The 18,538-nt window shown below is 64.8% G+C and carries 16 protein-coding genes; 14 read left to right on the top strand and 2 right to left on the bottom strand.

Annotated features, from left to right (window positions below):
• The first annotated feature begins 79 nt into the window (after nt 1–79).
• The 5 genes from LDZ26_RS04470 to LDZ26_RS04490 all read left to right on the top strand — a co-directional run bounded on the left by LDZ26_RS04470 (nt 80) and on the right by LDZ26_RS04490 (nt 4,684).
• Entirely contained in the window at nt 80–1,102 is a 1,023-nt protein-coding gene (locus tag LDZ26_RS04470) for a beta-propeller fold lactonase family protein (protein ID WP_244848942.1), read from the top strand.
• A 110-nt stretch (nt 1,103–1,212) separates the two neighbouring features.
• Nucleotides 1,213–2,229 (top strand): sterol desaturase family protein, encoded by a 1,017-nt coding sequence (locus LDZ26_RS04475; protein WP_244848341.1) that lies wholly within the window; start codon nt 1,213–1,215, stop codon nt 2,227–2,229.
• A 90-nt stretch (nt 2,230–2,319) separates the two neighbouring features.
• Nucleotides 2,320–3,156 carry an EI24 domain-containing protein gene (locus tag LDZ26_RS04480; RefSeq protein ID WP_244848342.1) on the top strand — a complete coding sequence of 279 codons (837 nt, stop codon included), beginning with the start codon at nt 2,320–2,322 and terminating at the stop codon, nt 3,154–3,156.
• 29 nt (nt 3,157–3,185) lie between these two features.
• The gene (locus tag LDZ26_RS04485; protein WP_244848343.1) at nt 3,186–3,998 is read left to right on the top strand and encodes a molybdopterin-binding protein; all 813 of its coding nucleotides are present in this window, start codon (nt 3,186–3,188) and stop codon (nt 3,996–3,998) included.
• Nucleotides 3,995–4,684 (top strand): copper homeostasis protein CutC, encoded by a 690-nt coding sequence (locus tag LDZ26_RS04490; protein WP_244848344.1) that lies wholly within the window; start codon nt 3,995–3,997, stop codon nt 4,682–4,684. The genes LDZ26_RS04485 and LDZ26_RS04490 overlap by 4 nt, the downstream gene beginning before the upstream one ends.
• A gap of 16 nt (nt 4,685–4,700) precedes the next feature.
• Here the strand turns inward: LDZ26_RS04490 and LDZ26_RS04495 are convergent, their stop codons facing one another.
• On the bottom strand, nt 4,701–5,165 hold the full coding sequence (locus LDZ26_RS04495) for a rhodanese-like domain-containing protein (protein WP_244848345.1): 465 nt from the start codon (nt 5,163–5,165) through the stop codon (nt 4,701–4,703).
• A 358-nt stretch (nt 5,166–5,523) separates the two neighbouring features.
• Between LDZ26_RS04495 and glnA the strand changes: the two genes are divergently transcribed.
• The 3 genes from glnA to ntrC all read left to right on the top strand — a co-directional run bounded on the left by glnA (nt 5,524) and on the right by ntrC (nt 9,870).
• Nucleotides 5,524–6,939, top strand: a complete 1,416-nt coding sequence (glnA, locus tag LDZ26_RS04500; RefSeq protein ID WP_175939973.1) for a type I glutamate--ammonia ligase — start codon at nt 5,524–5,526, stop codon at nt 6,937–6,939.
• A gap of 167 nt (nt 6,940–7,106) precedes the next feature.
• On the top strand, nt 7,107–8,249 hold the full coding sequence (gene glnL, locus LDZ26_RS04505) for a nitrogen regulation protein NR(II) (RefSeq protein ID WP_244848950.1): 1,143 nt from the start codon (nt 7,107–7,109) through the stop codon (nt 8,247–8,249).
• Between the two features lie 136 nt (nt 8,250–8,385).
• On the top strand, nt 8,386–9,870 hold the full coding sequence (gene ntrC / locus LDZ26_RS04510; protein WP_244848346.1) for a nitrogen regulation protein NR(I): 1,485 nt from the start codon (nt 8,386–8,388) through the stop codon (nt 9,868–9,870).
• 14 nt (nt 9,871–9,884) lie between these two features.
• On the opposite strand, the gene xth is transcribed toward ntrC, so the two are convergent.
• Entirely contained in the window at nt 9,885–10,664 is a 780-nt protein-coding gene (gene xth / locus LDZ26_RS04515) for an exodeoxyribonuclease III (RefSeq protein ID WP_244848347.1), read from the bottom strand.
• 185 nt (nt 10,665–10,849) lie between these two features.
• On the opposite strand from xth, the gene LDZ26_RS04520 reads away from it, so the two are divergent.
• From LDZ26_RS04520 to LDZ26_RS04545, 6 genes are read left to right on the top strand one after another with little or no spacing between them, the layout of a single operon-like run.
• Nucleotides 10,850–10,957, top strand: a complete 108-nt coding sequence (locus LDZ26_RS04520; protein ID WP_244848348.1) for a potassium ABC transporter ATPase — start codon at nt 10,850–10,852, stop codon at nt 10,955–10,957.
• Nucleotides 10,954–11,049 (top strand): K(+)-transporting ATPase subunit F, encoded by a 96-nt coding sequence (gene kdpF, locus LDZ26_RS04525; protein ID WP_244848349.1) that lies wholly within the window; start codon nt 10,954–10,956, stop codon nt 11,047–11,049. Before LDZ26_RS04520 ends, kdpF begins: the two co-directional genes overlap by 4 nt.
• Nucleotides 11,046–12,851, top strand: coding sequence for a potassium-transporting ATPase subunit KdpA (gene kdpA / locus LDZ26_RS04530; protein ID WP_244848350.1), 1,806 nt, complete (start codon nt 11,046–11,048; stop codon nt 12,849–12,851). The genes kdpF and kdpA overlap by 4 nt, the downstream gene beginning before the upstream one ends.
• 13 nt (nt 12,852–12,864) lie before the next feature.
• The gene (gene kdpB / locus LDZ26_RS04535) at nt 12,865–14,994 is read left to right on the top strand and encodes a potassium-transporting ATPase subunit KdpB (RefSeq protein WP_305038313.1); all 2,130 of its coding nucleotides are present in this window, start codon (nt 12,865–12,867) and stop codon (nt 14,992–14,994) included.
• A gap of 11 nt (nt 14,995–15,005) precedes the next feature.
• Complete coding sequence (gene kdpC / locus LDZ26_RS04540; RefSeq protein ID WP_244848351.1) at nt 15,006–15,584, top strand: potassium-transporting ATPase subunit KdpC; 579 nt, start codon at nt 15,006–15,008, stop codon at nt 15,582–15,584.
• Between the two features lie 48 nt (nt 15,585–15,632).
• Entirely contained in the window at nt 15,633–18,371 is a 2,739-nt protein-coding gene (locus LDZ26_RS04545; protein WP_244848352.1) for a sensor histidine kinase KdpD, read from the top strand.
• The last annotated feature ends 167 nt before the right edge of the window (nt 18,372–18,538 follow it).

The following is an 18,538-nucleotide window of genomic DNA, read 5'->3' on the forward strand; positions in this document are numbered from 1 at the left end:
CGCAAAAAGAGCCGCATCGTCAACGCGTTGGAGCATGCAAACGTTCTACAATGACGCCTGCTTTCCGACGTGTACATTCATGCGCTCCACATTCTTCTCCGGCCGCCTCCGCGCGGCCGTCGCCAGCGCCGCGCGCTTCGCGGTTCCGGCCGTCGCAGCGTTTGCCGCGACCGCGGCCTTCGCCAATAACGTCATCGTGCTCAATTCGGCAGAAGCCACGCTGAGCCTGATCGACGAAAACACGCATCAGGTCATCGGCACCGTGCCGACCGGCAAAGAGCCGCATCACCTGATGCCGACGCCCGACAATTCGTCGCTGATCGTCGCGAATTCGGTGTCGAACAACCTGATGTTCGTCGACCCGAAAACGGGCGCGGTGCAACGCTGGGTGCAGGACATCGAGGACCCGTATCAGATCGGTTTCTCGCCGGACCGCAAATGGTTCGTGTCCACTGGCCTGCGCCTCGACCGGCTCGATATCTACCATTACGACGGCAAGAACCTGAGCCTCGCCAAGCGGCTGCCGCTCGCGACCATGCCGAGCCACATCGCGTTTTCGAACGACAGCACGACCGCGTTCATTTCGCTCCAGGTGTCGGGCGAGATCGCGGCCATCGACCTGCCGACGCAGACGGTCAAGTGGAAGATGAAGGTCGGCAAGGTGCCGGCCGGCGTCTGGTTGACGCCCGGCGACAAGTTCCTCCTCGTCGGCATGACGGGCGCGGACTATGTGGCCGTCGTCGACTGGCGCAACCAGAAGGTCGTGAAGACCATCACGACCGGCAAAGGCGCACACAACTTCCGCTCGATGGTGGATGGCAAGCATGTGCTCGTGTCGAACCGCGTGGCGAACACCATCAGCATCATCGACGAAGACACGCTCACGAACGTCGGCGATATCACCGGTCTCTTGCCCGGACCGGACGACATGGAACTTTCCGCCGATAAAAAGTATCTCTGGGTGACGTTCCGCTTCGCGAAGCATGTCGGCGTGATCGACCTTGCAAACCGCAAGCTTATCCAGACCATCGCGGTGGGACGTTCGCCGCACGGCATCTTTTTCCTCGACCGCGCGCCGGTCACGGCGCCCAACGGCGCCTGAACGCGGCGGCGAACGGTGACAGAAGGGCGCTCGCGGGCGCCCTGTACTACGATTGAGTCACGGGCCGCTGGGCGTCATTTCCCAAGGCCGGCCGACTTCCACGGAGCACCATGTTTCACGTCATTCTCTCGGTCCTCGACAGCTTCGTTTCTTCCGTGCAGACCACGTTGTACGTGGACGTCGTGCAGCCGCTGCTCTTCAAGATCGGCATGATGGACTACGACGAAGACACGTACGACGCGCTGTACTGGGTGATCGTCGGCGTGCTGGAAGTGATCGCGATGTACGCGATCCTGCGCCCGCTGGAAGCCTTGCGCCCCGCCGAGCAATGGCAGGACCGCAAGGGCGTGCGCGTGGACGTGCTCTACACGTGGATCGTGAAGCTCGGCATCCTCAATCTGTTCTTCTTCTTCACGTTCCAGCCTATTTTCGATTCCGTGCAAAGCTGGCTGCGCATTCACAGCGTGCCGACGCTCGAAATCGACAATCTGTGGCCTGGCGTGACCACGCAGCCGCTCGTCACGTTCGCCATCTATCTGCTTCTGCTGGACCTCGCTGGTTACTGGTATCACAGGCTGGAGCATCGGTTCGGCATCTGGTGGGAACTGCACGCCGTGCATCACAGCCAGCAGAAGATGTCCCTGTGGTCCGACGACCGCAACCACCTGCTCGACGATGTCCTGCAAGCGAGCTTCTTCGCCGCTGTCGCGCTCGTGATCGGCGTGGAGCCGTCGCAGTTCGTCGTGCTCGTCGCCATCACGAACCTGATGCAGAGCGTGCAGCACGCGAACATCCGCCTGCATTTCGGTTGGCTGGGCGACCGGCTGATCGTGAGTCCCGCGTTCCATCGCCGTCATCACGCGATCGGCTATGGTCACGAAGGCACGGCGTACGGCTGCAACTTCGGCGTGCTGTTTTCGTTCTGGGACATCCTGTTCCGCTCGGCGTCGTTCGACCGCACCGTCGAGCCGACCGGCATCCGCGATCAGCTGGGCGCGCCGGGCTTGGCGCCCGTCAATTACGGCGACGGCTTCTTCGAGCAGCATTGGCTCGCCTTCAAGCGCATCGGCGCGCGTCTTGCGGCACGGCGCGCGGCGGATTCCGGCAAGCGGCCGGCTGCCCTCTGAGCTTTCAATCGCTTTCAAGTGGTTGCCAGCGCGCCGAACCCGCGCTGGTTTATCCTGTCGCTTCACTCTTCAAACGACTCATCACGACGCATGAATGATCTGCTGCGTTCGTTCGTGCGCGCGCTGGCGAACGTCTTCCATCCGCGCATGCTCTGGCTCACGCTGATGCCGTTCGCGGTCGCCACCGCCGTCTGGGGCGCGATCCTGTGGTTTTTCTGGCAGACGCTCACCGGCGCGGCGAACGGCTGGCTCGACGGCTGGGCGCTGACCTCCGCGATGTACCGCCTGTTCGATGCCGTCGGCTTTTCGTCGCTGCATGCGGTCATTGCGCCGTTCCTCGTCGTCATTGTGACGATTCCGCTGATCGTCGTGACGGTGCTCCTGCTGATCGCCACGCTTTCGATGCCGGGCGTCGTCAAGCTGCTCACGCGCCCTCCGAAGGGCCACTATGCGGCGCTCGAAGCGCGGCGCGGCGGCTCGTGGTACGGCAGCCTCGGGCATTCGGTGCTGACGACCCTCGTGTGCCTCGTGGCGCTCGTCGTGACCTTGCCGCTCTGGTTGATCCCGCCTTTCTTCGCGCTGATTCCGCCGCTCCTGTGGGGCTGGCTCACGTATCGCGTGATGACCTACGACGCGCTCGCCATGCACGCGAGCCCCGACGAACGGCGCGCGATCGTGCGCGAATCGCGCTGGCCGCTGCTCGCCATCGGCATCGTGAGCGGATTGTTGAGCTCCGTTCCGACGCTGCTGTGGGCGTGGTCGGTCTGGCTCCTGCCGCTGTTTCCGGTCGTGGCCGCGGTGACGATCTGGGCGTATGCGTTCATTCTCGTGTTTTCGGCGCTGTGGTTCGCGCACTACTGCCTGCACGCGCTCGCGCGGCTGCGGGCGAACGAGCCGCGTTATCCGGCCATCACGGCGCAGTCCTGAACGGCGGTCAACAGGAAGAAGAGGCACTCATGGGCATTGGCGTCATCATCATCGGCGACGAAATCCTGTCCGGGCGGCGCACGGACAAGCATCTGCCGAAAGTCATCGAACTGTTGGGCGCGCGCGGGCTGTCGCTCGACTGGGCGGAATACGTCGGCGACGATCCCGCGCGCATTACCGCGACGCTCGCGCGCACGTTCGCGTCGGGCGACATCGTGTTTTCGACGGGCGGCATCGGCGCGACGCCCGACGATCACACGCGCCAGTGCGCGGCCAAGGCGCTCGGCGTGCCGCTCGCGTTGCAGCCGGAAGCGGCGGAGCTGATCCGCGCGCGCATCCGCGACATGGCGGGCGACCAGCCTGCGGATCTCGATTCGCCCGAGAACCTGCATCGGCTGAACATGGGCATGTTCCCGCAAGGCGCCGAGATCATTCCGAACAGCTACAACAAGATTCCGGGCTTCTCTGTCGGCGATCATCACTTCGTGCCGGGCTTTCCGGTCATGGCGTGGCCGATGATCGAATGGGTGCTCGACACGAAATACGCGCATCTGCACCACGCGACGCCGTATGTCGAGCGTTCGCTGCTCGTCTTCGGGCTGCCGGAATCGCGCATCACGCCGCTGATGGTCGCCATCGAGCGCGATTTCGCCGGCGTGCGGGCGTTTAGCCTGCCGAGCGTCGGCGATGCGGCGCGCGGCGCGCTCTATGCGCGGCCGCACATCGATCTGGGCGTGAAGGGCGATCCCGAGCGCGCGAACGCCGCGTTCGAGGCGCTGCGCGAAGGCGTGGCGGCGCTGGGCGGCGAGGTCGTCGAAGTGCCGCCGGAGGACGCGCGTTGATTCTGCTCGAAGTCATCGCGACGACGGTCGCGGACGCGCGCGCCGCCGAGCGCAGCGGGGCGAACCGCATCGAACTGATCACCGCGATGGGCGAGGGCGGGCTGACGCCGAGTATCGGTCTGATCGAAGCGGTCGTGGACGCGGTCGGCATTCCGGTGAACGTGATCGTGCGTCCGCATAGCCGCTCGTTCGTCTACGATGACGACGATCTGGCCGTCATGCTGCGCGACGTCCGCGCCATCGCGAAGAGCCGCGCGAATGCGATCGTCGTGGGCATGCTGCGCGAGAACGGCGAGGTCGATACCGATGCGCTCTCGCGCGTAATCGCCGCCGCCGATGGCTTGCCGCTCACGTTCCACCGCGCGATCGACGAGGCGCGCGATTTATCCGCCGCCTTCGACACGCTGCTTCGCTTCGACGCCATCACGAACGTGCTGACGTCGGGCGGCCAACCGTCGGTACTGCAAGCGGAAACGCAGATCAGATCGCTCGTCGAACGTTCGCAAGGCACGCATTGCACCGTGCTGGCAGGCGCCGGGCTGACCGTGGACGCGGTCGCGCCTTTCGTCGCTGCGACAGGCGTGCGGGCGGTGCATTTCGGCTCGGGCGTGCGGATCGGCGGCAAAGGGCTCGCGCCCGTCGACGAAGCCGCCGTCGCCCGCGCGCGGGCATTGCTCGACCGCTAGCGCCCGACGCGCCGCCTCACGCCCCGATCCAAGGCAATCCGCGGAAGCACCATCCCGACACCGTCTTGCGGTGCCCTTGTCCGTCCTTGTCGCCTTCGAAGCCTTCCAGCAGGTCGTAGGCTTTCGTGAACCCCTGATTCTGCGCGGCGACGGCGGCGAGCTTCGAGCGCGCGGCGCTGCGGCATAAGAACACGAGCGGCGTGTCCGGAGTGGCGATTTGTCTTAATTGTTCGATAAACTCAGCGTTTGGCACCGAACCGGGATAGCGAATCCATTCGATGTGCGCGTACTGCTCGCCGTTGATCGCGGGCCGGCCCACCCAGTCGAGTTCGGCGCGGGTGCGCACGTCGACGAGGCGAGCGCGCGGTTCCAGTTGGAGGAACTCGAAGGCTTCGGCGGGCAGGAGCGCGCCTGCGTAGGTGAGGTTGTTCTCGGCGGCCCGGCTCGCGGCTTTGCCGTACAGTTGGTCGAGCGTACTCATGGCGAGGTGTCTCCGTTCGCTTAAAGAATTGATTCTAGCTTGGCGGCTACGCGCGCAACTCGGAACATCTCGAGCGCTATTTCGGTGCGTGAATCGGGACGAGCACAGCGAAGGTGCGCCTGGATGGCCGTGCTAGGATGGATGCACCTTGATGGTGCTATCGGCGGGGCTCGGGCGACGTCGCACAATCGGACACGTCTGGCGCCTGCTCCAAAAACGCCGTTGCATCAGTCATTTAGCCTGCGCATGACGCGCATGGCATAGAAGCTGCTTTTTCCACCCTCGATTGAAACGGCAGTGCAGAATTGGTCGAGGCGGCGGAGCGATTCGCCGACTTTTGTTAATCAGGAGATAGGTAATGAGTAAATCCGTGGCCGACGTCATGCAACTCGTCAAGGACGAGGACGTCAAGTTTGTCGATTTTCGCTTCACCGACACGCGCGGCAAAGAACAACACGTTTCCGTGCCGGTCTCGGCATTCGACGAAGACAAATTTGAAAGCGGCCACGCTTTCGACGGTTCGTCCATCGCCGGCTGGAAGGGTATCGAAGCGTCGGACATGCTGCTCGTGCCGGATGCGGACACCGCGTTCATCGACCCGTTCTACGAAGAATCCACGCTGGTTCTGACCTGCGACGTGGTCGAGCCGGCCGACGGCAAGGGCTACGAGCGCGATCCGCGCTCGCTCGCGAAGCGCGCCGAAGCCTATCTGAAGAGCTCGGGCCTGGGTGACACCGCGTTCTTCGGTCCGGAGCCGGAATTCTTCATTTTCGACTCGGTGCAGTGGAACACGGACCAGTCGGGCACATTCGTGAAGATCGGCTCGGAAGAAGCGCCGTGGTCGTCGGCGAAGGAATTCGAAGGCGGCAACACCGGCCACCGTCCGGGCACCAAGGGCGGCTACTTCCCGGTAGCGCCTGTCGACACGTTCCAGGACATCCGCTCGGAAATGTGTCTGCTGCTCGAACAAATCGGCATTCCGGTCGAAGTGCACCACCACGAAGTGGCGGGCCAGGGCCAGAACGAAATCGGCACCAAGTTCTCGACGCTGGTTCAGCGCGCGGACTGGCTGCAGCAGATGAAGTACATCATCCACAACGTCGCGCACACGTACGGCAAGACGGCGACGTTCATGCCGAAGCCGATCGTCGGCGATAACGGCTCGGGCATGCACGTTCACCAGTCCATCTGGAAGGACGGCCAGAACCTGTTCGCGGGCAACGGCTATGCGGGCCTGTCGGAATTCGCGCTGTTCTACATCGGCGGCATCATCAAGCATGCGCGCGCGCTGAACGCGATCACGAACCCGGGTACGAACTCGTACAAGCGTCTCGTGCCGCACTTCGAAGCGCCCGTGAAGCTGGCTTACTCGGCTCGCAACCGTTCGGCGTCGATCCGCATTCCGCACGTGAGCAACCCGAAGGGCCGCCGTATCGAAACGCGCTTCCCGGATCCGCTCGCGAATCCGTACCTGTGCTTCTCCGCGCTGATGATGGCGGGTCTCGACGGCGTGCAGAACAAGATTCATCCGGGCGAAGCCGCGGACAAGAATCTGTACGACCTGCCGCCGGAAGAAGACGCGAAGATCCCGACCGTTTGCGCGGGCCTGGATCAGGCGCTCGACGCGCTGGACGGCGACCGCGAGTTCCTGACGCGCGGCGGCGTGTTCACGGATTCGATGCTCGACGCATACATCGAACTGAAGACGAACGAGCTGCAGCGTTATCGTCAGGCGGTGCACCCGATCGAGTTCGAGATGTACTACTCGCTGTAACGCATGAAGGCAGCGCGTTTCGTTGATTTCGATTCGATGAAGCGCGCTCGCCGCATGTCATGAAGAACGACGGAAAAGGGACGGCGCGCCGTCCCTTTTTTAATCGCTCGCGGTTGTCACGCAACGAGAAGAAGATCGGTAGCACGAACGACCTCAATCATTGCACGATGGTGCTCAAGAATCTGATCAAGGCGCGAAAGGGTCACGCCGATGCGCTCTCCGACGACACGCAACTCGCCGCGACCGGCCTGCTGCCCGGCCTCGAAGCGTTGCCGACTGTCGTGCTCGTGCTCGACAAGCGCAATCTCAGGATCGCGTACGCGAACCCGTCGGCGGAGTCGATGCTCGAGATGTCGCGCAAGCAACTGATGCAGACGCATTGGCCCGAACTCTTCGCGAACGCCGACGAACTGGCGACGACTATCGCTTCCATCGCGGAGAACCGCTTCAACGCGACGCGGCTCGACGCGGCGCTCGAACGCGCGGGGCGCGAGCCGCTTCACGTGCATGCGATCGTCGCATATCTCGAAGCCGCGCCCGATTACGTGCTGCTCGAACTCTTCGAGAACGAGCGCCATCTGCGCACGGATCGCGAAGAGCGCATCCACGATCTGACGGCGGTCAACAAGCAACTGATCCGCAATCTCGCACACGAGATCAAGAATCCGCTCGGCGGCATTCGCGGCGCGGCGCAACTGCTGGAGTTCGAGCTTGGCGGGCGCGAACGCGACGAGTTGCGCGAATACACGCAGGTCATCATCAAGGAATCGGACCGCCTGCAAACGCTCGTCGATCGCTTGCTGGAGCCGCACCGGCATCCGCATATCGTCGGCGACGTCAACATTCACGAAGTCTGCGAGCGCGTGCGCGCGGTGATCCTCGCGGAGTTCCCGCGCGGCCTCACCATCGAACGCGACTACGACGTGAGCGTGCCCGACCTGCGCGGCGACAAGGAGCAACTGATTCAGGCGCTGCTCAACATCGTGCGCAACGCGGCGGAGGCGCTCAAGGAGCGCATCTCGCAAGGCGACGCGAAGATCGAGCTGCGCACGCGCATCGCGCGCAAGGTGACTATCGGCAAGCGCCTGCACAAACTGGCACTGGACTTGCATATCACTGACAACGGTCCCGGCATTCCCGGCGATATCCGCGACCGCATCTTCTTTCCGCTCGTGTCGGGCAGGGAAGACGGAAGCGGTCTCGGCCTCACGCTCGCGCAGTCGTTCGTGCAGCAGCATGACGGGTTGATCGAAGTGGAGAGCAAGCCGGGCTGCACGGAGTTCGCCATCCTGCTGCCTTTCGGGAACTGACACAGGGAACTGACACGCGAATCAACCAACATCGACATTCACCAGACTGCGGGCCGCGATTCTCGCGCGAAGCCACGAAGCCTGACCGTTTCGACGGGCATACACCGAACCACACGAAGACTTCTCGCCGAACGATATGAAGCCGATCTGGATAGTAGACGACGACCAATCCATCCGTTGGGTGCTCGAAAAAGCGCTCGCACGAGAGAACTTCACGACGCGCAGTTTTTCGGGCGTGCGCGACGCGCTTGCCGCGCTCGAAACCGAAAGCCCGCAAGTGCTGGTATCCGATATCCGCATGCCCGGCGGCTCCGGGCTCGAACTGCTGCAAACGGTGCGCGACAGGCTGCCTGGACTGCCCGTCATCATCATGACGGCGTTTTCCGATCTGGATAGCGCGGTCGCCGCGTTTCAGGGCGGCGCATTCGAATATCTCGCCAAGCCCTTCGATATCGACAAGGCAGTGGAACTGATTCGCCGCGCCGTCGACGAAAGCATGCGCGGCGAGGCCGCGTACGATGAGCGCGTGACCGAGACGCCCGAGATGCTGGGACAAGCGCCTGCGATGCAGGACATGTTCCGCGCGATCGGCCGCCTGTCGCATTCGGCGGCGACCGTGCTCATCACAGGCGAATCAGGCACCGGAAAGGAGCTTGTCGCGCGCGCGTTGCACCGACATAGCCCGCGGGCCAACGGGCCGTTCATCGCGCTCAATACGGCGGCGATCCCGAAGGATCTGTTGGAGTCCGAACTATTCGGTCACGAGCGTGGCGCGTTCACGGGCGCGCAGGCCATGCGGCAGGGCCGCTTCGAACAGGCGGAGAACGGCACGCTCTTTCTCGACGAAATCGGCGACATGCCGTTCGATCTGCAAACGCGGCTCTTGCGCGTGCTGTCCGATGGGCAGTTCTATCGGGTCGGCGGCCACAATCCGCTGCGCGCGAACGTGCGCGTGATCGCCGCCACGCACCAGAATCTGGAATCGCGCGTGCGGCAGGGCCTGTTTCGCGAGGACTTGTACCATCGCCTCAACGTGATCCGGCTGCGTCTACCGGCGCTGCGCGAACGCAGCGAAGACATTCCGCTGCTCACGCGGCACTTCCTGCAGAAGAGCGCGCGCGATCTGGGCGTCGAGCCCAAGCGCGTGTCCGACAGCGCGCTCGCTTATCTCGCGTCGCTGCCGTTTCCCGGCAACGTGCGCCAGCTCGAAAACCTGTGCAACTGGCTCACCGTGATGGCGCCCGCGCAAGTGATCGAGCAGAAGGACCTGCCGCCCGATCTCACGCCGCGGCAGGACGTGACGCCTGAGAGCATCGCCGTATCGACCGATGGCGCGGTCGCTCAGAACGGGTCAGCCGTGCCTGCCTCGGCGCCCGCTTCGGCCCCGCCAGCGGGCGTGCCGGCGAGCGTATGGGAAAACGGCTTGCGCACGGAAGTCGCGCGGCTGTTGCGCGAAAATTCCGCCGATGTCATGGACGAACTCGCGCGCCGCTTCGAAGCCGCCGTGATCCGCGAGGCGCTCGACTTCACGCGCGGGCGCAAGGTCGAGGCGGCGGAGCGTCTCGGCATCGGCCGCAATACGATCACGCGCAAGATTCAGGAATTGCATCTCGACGCGTGACCGCATGGCACGGATCAGCAGCCGACCGTCGCGACGACAGGCGCGTGGTCGGACGGCTGATCCCACTTTCGCGGCACCTTGTCGATTTCGCATGACGTGCACAGCGCCGACAACTCCGACGACAACAAAATGTGGTCGATGCGCAGGCCCGCGTTGCGCCGGAACGCCATCATGCGGTAATCCCACCACGTAAAGAGCTTCTCGGGCTGCTCGAACTTGCGGAAGGCGTCGGTGAGTCCCAGGCCGACGAGCTGCATGAAATGCGCGCGTTCTTCCGGCGAAACGAGGTTCTGACCTTCCCACGCTTTCGGGTCGTGCACGTCGCGGTCTTCCGGCGCGATGTTGTAATCGCCGAGCAGCGCGAGCTTCGGATACTGCATCATCTCTTCGCGCAGCCATTCGCGCAGCGCATCCAGCCAACGCATCTTGTACGCGAATTTCTCGGAACCGGGCGCCTGCCCGTTCGGGAAATACGCCGACACCATGCGCACGCCGTTCACCGTCGCGGCAATCACGCGCTGCTGCAAGTCCTCGAAGCCGGGAATATTGCGCACGACGGTGGCGTCGTGCACGTCGATGCCGTCGCGCACCAGAATGCCGACGCCGTTATACGTCTTCTGTCCCGCGAACCAGCTTTTGTATCCGGCGGCTTCCAATTCGGCGCGGGGGAATTTCTCGTCGGGCAGCTTCAGTTCCTGAAGGCATAGCACATCCACTTGCGAGAGTTGCAGCCAGTCGGTGACGTGCTGAAGACGGACCTTGAGTGAGTTGACGTTCCAGGTGGCGATTTTCATGTGACGGCGATGGCCTGCGGCTTCTTGAGTGTCGATCGAAGCCGGAATGATAACGCCACGACGCTTGCGTACCGCCGCGCGCTCGTTTACGCGATTTTTACGCCGCCGCGCGATCTCTTGCCACGCCCTTTATCCCGGTCCTTCTACTCTTGCAGGCGTCCAATGCACAAGAGGAGAACCGAACAATGGACCTGCTTTACGTCGCCGGCATCGCCCTGTTCTGGGCGCTGTGCGCGGCGCTGACCGTGGGCTGCGAGCGTTTGCGCCGCCGTCTGCCGGGAGCGAGCGCATGACCGCATGGATGATCTGGCTCGCGGCTGCATCGACGCTGCTGCTTTTCGCCTACCTCGTGTACGCGCTGCTGCGCGCGGAGGATCTCGAATGAACGCCAACACGTTCACGCAGACGGCGCTGTTCATCGTCGTACTGATCGCGCTCGCCGTTCCGCTCGGGCGATACATCGCCGACGTGCTCGACGGCTCGTCGGCTGTCGTGCGCAAGACGAAGCGCCTCGAAGCCGCGTTGTATCGCATCGCAGGCGTCGATGCCGATGCCGAAATGTCGTGGAAGCATTACGCGCTCGCGGTGCTGCTCTTCAATGCGCTCGGCGCGCTCGCGCTCTACGCGCTCTTGCGCCTGCAACAGGTCTTGCCGGCCAATCCGCAAGGCATGACCGCGATGACGCCGGATGCCGCGTTCAACACAGCGGTGAGCTTCGTCACCAATACGAACTGGCAGGACTATGGCGGAGAAAGCACGCTGGGCTATCTCGCGCAAATGCTCGGCCTCACGGTGCAGAACTTTCTGTCGGCGGCGACCGGCATCGCGGTCGTCGTCGCGCTGATTCGCGGCTTCAAGCGGCATAGCGCGCAGACCATCGGCAACTTCTGGGTCGATCTCACGCGCACGACGCTCTACGTGCTCGCGCCGCTCGCCGTGGTGTTCGCGCTCGTCTTCGTGAGCCAGGGCGTGATTCAGAACTTCAGGCCGTATCAGGAGGTGTCGACGCTGCAAGTCACGAGCTATCAGTCACCGCAGACAGACGCGCAAGGCAACGCGGTGAAAGATGCCCACGGCAATCCTGTCATGCGCGACATGAAAGCCGACAAGCAGTCGCTGCCGATGGGCCCGGTGGCGTCGCAGGAAGCGATCAAGATGCTCGGCACGAACGGCGGCGGCTTCTTCAACGCGAACTCGGCGCATCCGTTCGAGAACCCGACGCCGCTCTCCAACTTCATGCAGATGATCGCGATGCTGCTCATTCCCGCCGCGCTGTGCGTCGTGTTCGGCCGCATGATCGGCGATAAGCGGCAGGGCTACGCCGTGCTCGCGGCAATGACCATCGCGTTCGCGGCAGCGTGCGTCGGCGAGATATCGGCGGAGCAGGCGGGCAATCCGCTCTTCGCGTCGCTTCACGTCGATACCCACGCGAGCGCGCTGCAAGCGGGCGGCAACATGGAGGGCAAGGAGACGCGCTTCGGCATCGCGCAGTCGGGCATCTTCACGGTGGCGACGACCGCTGCGTCCTGCGGCGCGGTCGACACGATGCACGACTCGCTGACGCCCTTGGGCGGCCTCGTTCCGATGCTCCTGATCCAGCTCGGCGAAGTGATCTTCGGCGGCGTCGGCTCCGGCTTGTACGGCATGCTCGTCTTCGCGCTGCTCGCGGTGTTCGTCGCGGGGCTGATGATCGGCCGCACGCCCGAGTACGCCGGCAAGAAGATCGAATCGTTCGAGATGAAGATGGTGTCCATCGCGATCCTGCTCACGCCGCTTCTGGTGCTCGCGGGAACGTCGGTGGCGGTGCTGACGGCATCGGGCACGGCGGGCATCGCCAATCCGGGCGCGCACGGTTTCTCGGAAGTGCTGTACGCGTTCAGCTCGGCGGCGAACAACAACGGCAGCGCGTTCGCGGGCCTTTCGGTGAACACGCCGTTCTACAACGTGCTGCTCGGCATCGCGATGTGGCTCGGCCGCTTCGGCTCCATCGTGCCCGTGCTGGCGATTGCGGGATCGCTCGCGGCGAAAAAGCGCCTCGCCGTCACCGCCGGCACCTTGCCGACGCACGGACCGCTTTTCGTGGTGCTGCTGCTCGGCACACTCTTGCTCGTCGGCGCGCTCACGTATGTGCCGGCGCTCGCGCTCGGGCCTGTCGTCGAGCATCTGACGATGATCGCCGCTCACTGATTTCGAGGAACAGATGACTCAACTGAATCAAGCGCCGCTGCATCGCCCGGAGAACCTCGGGCAAGCGCGCACGGCGGCGCGTTCGATGTTCGATCCGGCGCTTTTGAAACCCGCCATCGCCGATTCCTTCGCGAAGCTCGCGCCGCGCACGCAACTGCGCAATCCCGTGATGTTCTGCGTGTACGTCGGCAGCATCTTGACGACGGTGCTCTGGATCGCCGCGCTCTTGGGCCAGGCGGAAGCGCCCGCGGGCTTCATCCTCGCCGTTGCGCTGTGGCTGTGGTTCACCGTGCTCTTCGCGAACTTCGCCGAGGCGCTCGCCGAAGGGCGCTCGAAGGCGCAGGCCGCGTCGTTGCGCAGCGCCAAGCATAACGTGATGGCGAAGAAGCTGAACGAGCCGCATCCGAAGTCGCCCATTCGCATGGTCGCGTCGAGCGATCTGCGCAAGGGCGATGTCGTGCTGATCGAAGCCGGCGACGCCGTGCCCGCCGATGGCGAAGTGATCGACGGCGTCGCGTCCGTCGATGAATCCGCGATCACGGGCGAATCCGCGCCCGTCATCCGCGAGTCGGGCGGCGATTTCTCGTCGGTGACGGGCGGCACGCGCGTGCTGTCGGACTGGATCGTCGTGCGCGTGAGCGCCGACCCCGGCGAGGCGTTTCTCGACCGCATGATCGCGATGGTCGAAGGCGCGAAGCGGCAGAAGACGCCGAACGAAGTCGCGCTCACCATTCTGCTCGTCGCGCTGACGCTCGTGCTGCTCTTCGCCACCGCGACCTTGCTGCCGTTCTCGATGTTCTCGGTCGAAGCCGCGAAAACCGGGCATGTCGTCACGATCACCGCGCTCGTCGCGCTGCTCGTCTGCCTGATTCCGACGACCATCGGCGGACTGTTGTCGGCCATCGGCGTCGCGGGCATGAGCCGCATGATGCAGGCGAACGTGATCGCGACTTCCGGCCGCGCGGTGGAAGCGGCCGGCGACGTCGACGTGCTGCTGCTCGACAAGACCGGCACCATCACGCTCGGCAACCGGCAGGCGTCGTCGTTCGCGCCGGCGCCCGGTGTCAGCGAGCGCGATCTCGCCGACGCCGCGCAACTCGCGTCGCTCGCCGATGAAACACCGGAAGGCCGCAGCATCGTCGTGCTGGCGAAGCAGCGCTTCGACATCCGTGAACGCGATATGGCGACGCTCGGCGCAACGTTCATCGCGTTCAGCGCGCAGACGCGCATGAGCGGCGTCGATGTGCCGGACCGCGAGATTCGCAAGGGCGCGGCCGAAGCGGTGAGAAAGTACGTCGAAGAACGCGGCGGGCGCTTTCCGCAGGAAGTGCAGCATGGCGTCGACGAGATCGCGCGGCGCGGCAGCACGCCGCTCGTCGTCGCGGAATACGTCGCGGGCAAGGCGCGCGCGCTCGGCGTGATCGAACTGAAGGACATCGTGAAGGGCGGCATCAAGGAACGCTTTGCGGAACTGCGCAAGATGGGCATCAAGACCGTGATGGTCACCGGCGACAACCGGCTGACGGCGGCGGCCATCGCGGCGGAAGCGGGCGTGGATGACTTTCTCGCCGAAGCGAAGCCCGAAGCGAAGCTCTCGACGATTCGCGCGCATCAGGCCGAAGGGCGGCTCGTGGCGATGACCGGCGACGGCACCAACGACGCGCCCGCGCTCGCGCAGGCCGACGTCGCGGTGGCAATGAACACCGGCACGCAAGCGGCGAAGGAAGCGGGCAACATGGTCGATCTGGATTCGAACCCGACGAAGCTGATCGAGATCGTGGAGATCGGCAAGCAGATGCTGATGACGCGCGGCTCGCTGACGACGTTTTCCATCGCCAACGACGTCGCCAAGTACTTCGCGATCATTCCTGCCGCTTTTGCCACCACGTATCCGCAATTGCGCGTGCTCGACGTGATGCATCTCGCGTCGCCGTCGTCCGCGATTCTTTCGGCGGTGATCTTCAACGCGCTCATCATCGTGTTCCTGATTCCGCTCGCATTGAAGGGCGTGAAGTATCGTGCGCTCGGGGCAGCTTCGTTGTTGCGGCGCAATCTCCTCGTCTATGGGCTCGGCGGCATCGTGCTGCCGTTTCCGGTCATCAAGCTGATCGACATGACGATCACCGCGCTCGGTTGGAACTAGGAGAACACATCATGAAGAATGCAATGCGTCCTGCCATCGTATTGTTCGTTGCACTGACGATCATCACGGGCTTGCTGTATCCGCTCATCGTGACGGCGGTATCGCAGACGGTGTTCAGGCATCAGGCGAACGGCAGTCTCATCGAGCTCGACGGGAAGATCGTCGGTTCCGAACTGATCGGCCAGCAGTTCGACGCGCCGCGCTATTTCTGGGGCCGCTTGTCCGCCACGACGCCGAATCCGTACAACGCGGGCAGCTCCGGCGGATCGAATCTCGGGCCGACCAATCCCGCGCTCGCCGATGCCGTGAAGGCGCGCATCGCCGCGCTGCACGCCGCCGATCCTTCCAACGACGCGGCCGTGCCCGTCGATCTCGTGACCTCATCGGGCAGCGGGCTCGATCCGCACATCAGCCCGGCGGCGGCCGCGTATCAGATCGCACGCGTGGCGCGGGCGCGCGGGCTGTCCGTCGCGCAAGTCAATGCGCTCGTCGTCGAGGCGACGTCCACGCGCACATTCGGCATCATCGGGGAACCGACGGTGAATGTGCTTAAATTGAATCTCGCGCTGGACCGGGCGAGCGTTCGCTGAACGCCGCCATTCCCTAAGCGCCAGTGACGACGACCCGCCCAGGAGCCCATGCGCCCGACCCCCGATGAACTCCTCGACAAGCTGCAACGCGAGGAAGCGAAGCGCCAGCGCGGCCGGCTGAAGGTGTTCTTCGGCGCGTCGGCGGGCGTCGGCAAGACCTTCGCGATGCTGCAAGCCGCGCGACGCCGCCGCGACGAAGGTGTCGATGTCGCGATCGGCGTCGTCGAAACGCATGGCCGCAAGGAGACGCTCGCGCTCTGCGACGGACTCGAGACGCTGCCGCCCGCGCACATCGACTATCGCGGCCGCACGCTCGCGGAATTCGATCTCGACGGCGCGCTCGCGCGCAAGCCGCAACTCATCGTCGTCGATGAACTCGCGCATTCGAACGTGCAGGGTTCGCGGCACCTGAAGCGCTGGCGGGACGTGCACGAACTGCTCGACGCGGGCATCGACGTGTACACGACCGTCAACGTGCAGCATCTGGAAAGCCTTAACGATATCGTCGGGCGCATCACCGGCATTCGCGTGTGGGAGACGGTGCCCGACCGCGTGTTCGATCTCGCCGATGAAGTGACGCTCGTCGATCTGCCGCCCGAGGAACTGCTCGACCGCCTGCGCGACGGCAAGGTGTATCTGCCGCAGCAGGCCGAGCAGGCGGTGCGCAACTTCTTTCGCAAGGGCAACCTGATCGCGCTGCGCGAACTCGCGTTGCGCCGCACCGCCGACCGTGTGGATGCGCAGATGCGCGAGTACCGCGCGGACCAGTCGATCGAGCGCATCTGGCGGGCGCGCGAGCGCTTGATCGCGTGCGTGGGGCCGGGACCGGAAGGCGCGGCGCTCGTGCGCGCGGCGGCGCGGCTCGCGGCGGCGCTGAGGGCGGACTGGCTCGCGGTCTATGTCGAAACGCCGAAGCTCCAGCGCCTCTCCGACGATGAGCGCCGCCGCACGCTCGACGCGCTCAAGCTCGCCTCGGAACTCGGCGCGGAAACCGTGACGCTCGATGGCGCGGACGCCGCCGCGACGCTCATCGACTATGCGCGCATGCGCAATGTGTCGAAGCTCATCGCGGGCGCGTCGGCCGCGCGAAGCTGGCGGCGCATCGCGCAAACGCCGGTCGCCGAGCGCATCGTCCGGCATGCGGCGGATATCGATGTCACGCTCGTCTCCGCCACCCCGCGCGACGAATCGCAAACGCGGCGGGCGTCGATAACCGGCGCATGGCGCGACGCCGGGCATTCGCCGCCGCGCGCTTACTTCTGCGCGCTCGCCATCGGCGCGGCGATTACGCTGGTCGCGCATGGGCTGGCCGCGCGGCATATCGCGCTCGCCAATCTCGTGATGCTGTATCTGCTCGGCGTGATCTTCGCCGCCGCGCGGCTCGGGCGCGGACCGGGCGTGATGCTGTCGTTCGTGTCGGTCGCGGCGTTCGACTTCTTCTTCGTGCCGCCCGCGCTGTCGTTTTCCGTCACCGACACGCAATACGTGCTCACCTTCGTCGTGATGCTGCTGACATCGCTCACGATAAGCCATCTCACGTCGAGCCTGCGCCGCGAGGCGCGCATCGCGTCGCAGCGGGAACGGCGCACGAGCGCCATGTACGCGATGACGAAAGAACTCGCCGCCGCGCTGATGACCGGGCAGATCATCGAGATCGGCACGCGGCATGTGGCCGAAGTCTTTCACGCAAAAGTCGCGATGCTTTTGCCCGATGCGACCGAACGCGTGCGCCAGAAAGTGGACGAGCCGAACGCGGACGCGATGCTGGACGCCGCGCGCATCGACCTCGATATCGCGCAATGGGTCTACGAGCAGCAGAAGCCTGCGGGCCGCGGCACCGACACGCTCCCCGCCACCGATGCGCTCTACTTGCCGCTGCGCGCGCCGATGCGAACGCGCGGCGTGCTCGCGATCGTGGTCGAGCGGGAAGCGGAGCTGGCCGTGCCCGAGCAGCGGCGCATGATCGAGACGTTCGCGGCGCAGATTGCGCTTGCGCTCGAACGCGTGCATTACGTGGATATCGCGCAGGACGCGCTCGTCAACATGGAGTCCGAACGCCTGCGCAATTCGCTGCTCTCGGCGATCTCGCATGACTTGCGCACGCCGTTGACGTCGATTGTCGGCTTTGCGTCGGTGCTGGAGGATGAGGCGCGCGCGATCGGCGGTCTTTCGGGCGAGTCGCAGGAACTGGTGCACGCGATCCACGAGGAGGCGCTGCGCATGAGCGGGCTCGTCACGAACCTGCTCGACATGGCGCGCTTGCAGGCGGGCGCGATTCGCTTGAACCGGCAGTGGTCGATGCTCGAAGAAACGGTCGGCGCGGCGCTCGCCTCAATGAGGCGCACGCTCGCGGGCCGACCCGTGCAGGTTCGCATGCCGTCGAATCTGCCGATGCTGCGGCTCGACGCCGTGTTGATGGAGCGGCTATTCGCGAACCTGCTGGAGAACGCTGCGAAGTACACGCCCGCGCATACGCCGATTCGCATTGCGGCGGAAGAAGAAACATCGGGCGATGTGCGCGTCGTGATCGACGATGAAGGGCCGGGCGTGCCGGCCGGCATGGAGACGCGCCTCTTCGATAAGTTCACGCGCGGCGAGAAGGAATCGGCTCAACCGGGCATCGGGCTCGGGCTCGCGATCTGTCGCGCGATCGTGGAGGCGCACGGCGGGCGCATCGGCGTGGAGAATCGCGTCGACACGGAAGGGCGCGTGTGCGGCGCGCGCTTCTGGTTCACGCTGCCGGCGGACGAAGCGCCGCCGGATATCGAGCAGGGCGAGCGTATGTAAGGCGTGCATGGGCGATCGCGCGGTATCGGAGGCGGCGCGGCGTTAGATCACCGATGCCGGGCTCGCACTCGGCGCGTGCAGTCTTTTGCGTATCCGCGCGCAGCGTCGGCGGCGACGCCTTCGTAAGGCGATGTCATTACCCCGTTCGCGTTCGGGCGCAGAACACG

The sequence above is a fragment of the Caballeronia sp. SL2Y3 genome (assembly GCF_022879575.1).
Classification (GTDB): domain Bacteria; phylum Pseudomonadota; class Gammaproteobacteria; order Burkholderiales; family Burkholderiaceae; genus Caballeronia.